Genomic DNA, 5,291 nt, shown 5'->3' on the forward strand with positions numbered 1-5,291 from the left:
TTTTTAGCGTTTTGATATTCAATTGAACTGAAACTTACTTCAGCTTTTGATTTTTTTAATTCGGCTTCATAAAGAGCAGGCATGATTTTAAACAGCAGCTGACCTTTTTTTACCATTTGTCCTTCGTCTACATATATTTTTTCAAGATAACCGCGCTCTTGAGCTCTTATCTCAATATGTTGAATAGAATGTATTTGCGATACATAATCTTTTGTAATGGTAGTATCTTTTTCAATTGGATTTGTAACCAGAAATTTGGTCTTTTCTTCTTTTTCTTCTTCTTTTTTAGAATTGCAGCCCGCAAAAACTAAGGCGCATAAAGTCATGATCATGAAAATTCTCTTCATAATTATTTCAGCATTAAAACGTAATTTATTTTTGATTTTAGATAAAAAGGCCTTTGGGAATAGACCATAGAAGTTCATATCCGTCTATTATCAAACTAAAGAACACAGAGGATAAAACTATAAAGTGATTGGCTATTGGCAAGCAATAGCGTTAAAAATCAAATTCTAAAAACCTGAAATAACAGATATACTTTATTGTCAAGTAAACTGAAAATTTTGCAGTCATTTACTTTTTGGGTAAAAGCAGTCGCAGAAACGACAAAATGATTACTGCTGTGAAAAATTAAAAAGTAGTTGTTTTTTACAAGCTGTTTTTGAGTAGCCGAAAAATTATCTTCGTTTTCTTCATTATCGAAAAGACATATTTTTCTTTTAAAAGATTCAAATGAACGTCCTCGATTTAATTTGGATTCACTTTGAGTATGATCTGTAAGCGTACAGAACGAAAACTTTTTATATAAAACAATGTTATTGTGTGCATAAACATTGCCATATCCATTTAAGAGAATGACAATTGAAAGTAAAAATTTAGTGCACCAATTTTTCATAAGAGTCACAAATTTAAACAAACGATGCCATAAAAACAACGACGGGATTCTATAAATTGGCGGAAATATGGTATTGATATTAAACAGTACTGCTAATTTAGAATCTTATTATTTTTTGGGGAATTTTTGATTCAAAATTTAGTGATAGTATATTTTGTCGAAATAATAACTTTGTTTTTTTTATACTATTTTATGATAATGTCCCTCTGTTAAAACCAATAGTATCTCTGTATAATTGTGGAGATATATCGGTTTTGCCCTTAAATACTCTGCTGAAATAATATTCATCATCATAGCCCAATTCGTAGGCAATCTCTTTGACGGTTTTGTTGGTTAGATACAATTCTCTTTTTGCTTCAACAATAATCCTTTCGGTTATTAAATCTGAAAGAGTCATATTGAAATGATTTTTTGCAGCACGCGCTAAAACAACCGGCGTTACATGCAGCATATCTGCATATTCGCTTGCAGAATGTTTTGTTCTAAAATTATCTTCAATCGCATTTCGTAAATTCTGAACAATAAAAAGCTGTTTATCAGTAATGTTTACTTCTTTTATAGATTGTTGTTCTAGTTTTATTCGAGTAGCAAAAACCAGAAATATTTTTAAATAAGAAACCAAAACTTCATCTTTTCTTAAAGCTTCCATTTTTAGTTCGTTAACAATTTCTTTGACAATATTAAGAAGCGTCTGTTTATTATTTTGATCCAAAAAGATAAAAGGCTGCTGATACACATTATTAAATAAAATTCCGTTTGATGCAATTTCTTTATGATGCTTGTAAATGCAGAAAAAATCATGATGAAACTGAATAGAAATGCCAGTCAGCGGTTTTTCTGAAGCGAGCATAAAAGGCTGATAGGGATAAAACGCAAATAAAGTGCTTTCTTGAAACGAATATTCGCTAAGATCAACTTTTGCTAATCCTTCTCCAGATGTAATTATGATTATAGTAAAATAATTATTTCGCTGAATATGATCAAAATAACTGCTGTTGTCAAACTCAAACACTTTAAAGGATAAGTTTCCGTTTTGCTGATTAACAAGTGTATATACAGATTGAGATAGCATATTTTTAGTGTTTATTTATTAGCTCTAAAAATTGCGTATTGAGTTTGTTGCATTCTTCAATACACACGTCGCCAATTATTTGCGGTTTATTTCCCCATTTTGGAACATCTTCTGTAGAAAGAATATTAAACTGAGAAGTAAAACCTCCGACATAAGGAACAGATGTGCCATAAATTATTGCAGCAATTTTATGATGGCGAATCATGTACGAACACATAATGCAGGGTTCATGAGTAGTATACATACGAGCCAAATGGAGATTATCTGAATATCCGTTTTTTAAAGCATCTCTAACGGCTAATATTTCCGCGTGATTGGTTACATCTCCAGTTGATTTTCCAGATTCTATGCCCGTTCCAATTATTTTTCCATCTAATACAATCAACGCGCCAACAGGCGGATTTCCAGCTTTTAAAGCACTCTTGGCTAAATCCAAACATTGATTCATGTAATATTGAAAATCTTCTTGCATAACTTTATGACTTAAATGTTGATTTTATGGAGTATTCATACTACGCTAAATTACTCAAAAAAGGAACAATTTTAAGCGTTCTTTTGTATTCCATCTAATTTTTAGATGATGTAAAAACTGCCCTCTTTTTTATTTTCGAGGGCAGTTTTTAGTTTAGAAAATCAAAATTTCGTAACCTTCTTTTTTAAGATTTACAAAACTAGGAAGACCAGGAGTTCCAGGAACTTCATTGTCGTTTAGCAATTCATAGCCAGACACTTCAGTGCCAAATACTGCAACGCATCCTTTAGAAAGTCCGTGAACATGATCTTTTACTTCTTTATAAAGAGCATTAACGGGATGCTCAGGTTTTTCAAGTTGTTCTGGCCATCTTATACCAGTACCTTGAAAAATAATTTTTACATCTTGACCTTCGTGTTTGAATTCATAAGCCGATGCTAAAGCATTGAATACACGTCCTAAAGCTTCTTCTGAACCCGCTTTTGGATCAGAAAGAATAATAATAGCTGTTTTTTTCATTTTGAATTGTTTTTATGAACAAGGCAAAGATCTGACAGCATTACCCGCTAGAGAATGGAGGAAATTTACTTTATGATGGAGAATTTTCATCTTGTTATATCTCAATTCAAAATGTCCATTATAAAGTAAAAATCATCCATTTATCTCAAATGATTATCTCGACAACTTTGCATCCGATAATAATAAGTAGAACTTAAAAAAATAAACAATATGTCTGTTTCTGATTTATTTAAACCGCTTACATTGCTGCACGGTCCAGCAATGAGAAACCGTTTTATGTTAGCCCCTTTAACCAGCCAGCAAAGTGAATATGATGGCACTGCATCTGAGTACGATCAATATTGGATGGAACAGCTTGCGCAAGGCGGTTACGGATTAATTCAAACCAGTGCTTCTACGGTAGAAGCAGGTGGTATCGCTTTTGAGCGACAATTAGGAATTCATAGCAATAATCATTTGTCTGGATTGACCAAAATGGCGTCGGCGATTCGTGATGGCGGTGCATTGTCGGCAGTGCAATTGCATTATGCCGGACATCGTGCAAAACCTTCAATTGGCGGAATACCAGCTCCAGCGTCGAGCAAAACGATAGAAGGAATTAAGGCTATAACGACCGAAGAAGTAGAACGGATTCGTGACAGTTTTATCGCTGCGGCAAAAAGAGCGCAAATAGCAGGTTTTGACGGAATCTCAGTTCATGGAGCTTTCGGATGGATTCTCTCTGAGTTTATGTCTCCAAATTTAAACGATCGTACAGATAAGTATGGTGGAAGCTTAGAAAACCGAGCTCGCTTTACCATAGAAGTAATCGAAGGAATTCGCAAAGCTTGTGGACCTAACTTTCAGATTGGCTGGCGATTGTCGATTGAACGTTACGGACTGCTTTTGGAAGAATTGCGAGAAGTAACGGCCGATATTTTTGATCGTGAATTAATTGATTATTTAGATCTCGCTTTGTGGGATTCTGCTCAAATAGTTCGTGAAGGAACTTTTAAAGGAAAAACGATGTTGAGTGTTTTTACTGAAATTCCGCGCAAAGGAGTTCGTCTAGGCGCGGCCGGAAAAATTATGAGTGCACAGCGTGCAGGAGAACTTTTAGATGAAGGTTGCGATTTTGTACTTATTGCCCGTGCAGCAATTCTTCAAAGAGATTTTCCGCTTCAGGTAAAAGCAAATCCAATGTACGACAGTCCGCAATTGCCTGTAATGGCAGATTATTTGAGGCAAGGAGGATTGAGCGAACGTTTTATTGAAACCATGCGCGGCTGGCAGACTTTTGTAAAAGCAGGATCATTGTAAGCTATTTGTGTTTTAGGAAAAAGATTTATTCAAAAAATAATAGACTTTACACAATCTAAAAATTAAAATAAATTGTACCTTTTATATCGTTTTTAAAAAGATACGATTATGATTAAGTCTATAAACCCTTATAACCAAGAGATTGTACATGAGGTTGCCGAATTTGATAAAAAAGACGTTGAAAACGCAATTGATAAAGCAGACGCTCAATATAAGATTTGGAAAGAAATTCCCTTTTCTGAACGTGCAGTTTTAATGAAAGCCGTTGGTCAAGAACTTAAAAAAAATTCCCGAGCGTATGGCGAGGTTATTACTCAAGAAATGGGAAAACCGATCACTCAGTCAATAGCAGAAGTAGAAAAATGTGCCGCCTTATGCGATTATTATGCAGAGAACGCTCCCAAAATGCTTGCTGATAAAGTAATAGAGACCGAAGCATATAAGAGTTATGTAAGCTACGAACCAATAGGCATTGTTTTGGCTATTATGCCCTGGAATTATCCGTTCTGGCAAGTTATGCGTTTTGCAGTTCCAGCGTTAATGGCAGGTAATGTTGCGATTTTAAAACATGCTAGCAATGTCATGAAAAGCGCTATCAGTATTGAAAAAATATTCGAAAGAGCCGGCTTTCCTGAGGGATGTTTTACGAATCTACCGATTGGAAGTAAAATGGTAGAAGAAATCATTAAAAATCCTAAAGTTAAAGCAGTTACACTTACAGGAAGTGAAGCAGCAGGAAGAGCGGTGGCAGCTAATGCTGGAAATGAAATTAAAAAAACAGTTTTAGAACTAGGAGGAAGTAATGCTTTGGTCGTTTTTGCAGATTGCAACTTGCAGAAAACTGTTAAAACTTGCGTTCAAGCACGTTTTCAGAATGCAGGGCAAAGCTGTATTGCTGGAAAACGTTTGCTTGTAGAATCTTCTATTGCAACAGAGTTTACAAAAGCTTTTATAGAAGAAGTCAGTAAACTTCGTTCGGGAGATCCTTTGAGTGAAGAAACAACAATAGGCACTATGGCGCGTGTTGACCTTGC

General features: G+C 34.7%; 7 protein-coding genes. 2 read left to right on the forward strand and 5 right to left on the reverse strand.

All coding sequences use genetic code 11. From position 1 onward, the window contains the following. From B3J44_RS10930 to B3J44_RS10950, 5 genes are all read right to left on the reverse strand, one after another. Positions 1 to 347, reverse strand: a 347-nt coding sequence (locus B3J44_RS10930; RefSeq protein ID WP_286968476.1) for a biotin/lipoyl-binding protein, incomplete at its 3' end; no start/stop codon positions are given. A 158-nt stretch (positions 348 to 505) separates the two neighbouring features. After that, positions 506 to 895 (reverse strand): hypothetical protein, encoded by a 390-nt coding sequence (locus B3J44_RS10935; protein ID WP_286968477.1) that lies wholly within the window; start codon positions 893 to 895, stop codon positions 506 to 508. 190 nt (positions 896 to 1,085) lie between these two features. Continuing rightward, complete coding sequence (locus tag B3J44_RS10940) at positions 1,086 to 1,967, reverse strand: helix-turn-helix domain-containing protein (RefSeq protein WP_286968478.1); 882 nt, start codon at positions 1,965 to 1,967, stop codon at positions 1,086 to 1,088. A 4-nt stretch (positions 1,968 to 1,971) separates the two neighbouring features. Further along, entirely contained in the window at positions 1,972 to 2,439 is a 468-nt protein-coding gene (locus B3J44_RS10945) for a nucleoside deaminase (RefSeq protein ID WP_286968479.1), read from the reverse strand. A gap of 153 nt (positions 2,440 to 2,592) precedes the next feature. Next, complete coding sequence (locus B3J44_RS10950) at positions 2,593 to 2,958, reverse strand: DsrE family protein (protein ID WP_286968480.1); 366 nt, start codon at positions 2,956 to 2,958, stop codon at positions 2,593 to 2,595. A gap of 210 nt (positions 2,959 to 3,168) precedes the next feature. Between B3J44_RS10950 and B3J44_RS10955 the strand changes: the two genes are divergently transcribed. Together B3J44_RS10955 and B3J44_RS10960 are read left to right on the forward strand one after the other, a co-directional pair. Then, positions 3,169 to 4,257: an NADH:flavin oxidoreductase gene (locus tag B3J44_RS10955; RefSeq protein ID WP_286968481.1), complete on the forward strand. Its 1,089-nt coding sequence runs from the start codon at positions 3,169 to 3,171 to the stop codon at positions 4,255 to 4,257. Positions 4,258 to 4,365: 108 nt separating this feature from the next. Then, positions 4,366 to 5,291: aldehyde dehydrogenase family protein (locus B3J44_RS10960; protein ID WP_286968482.1), on the forward strand; the 926-nt coding region annotated here is incomplete at its 3' end.

This window comes from Flavobacterium sp. UBA4854, assembly GCF_002399805.1.
In the GTDB taxonomy this organism is placed as follows: Bacteria; Bacteroidota; Bacteroidia; order Flavobacteriales; family Flavobacteriaceae; genus Flavobacterium; species Flavobacterium ginsengisoli.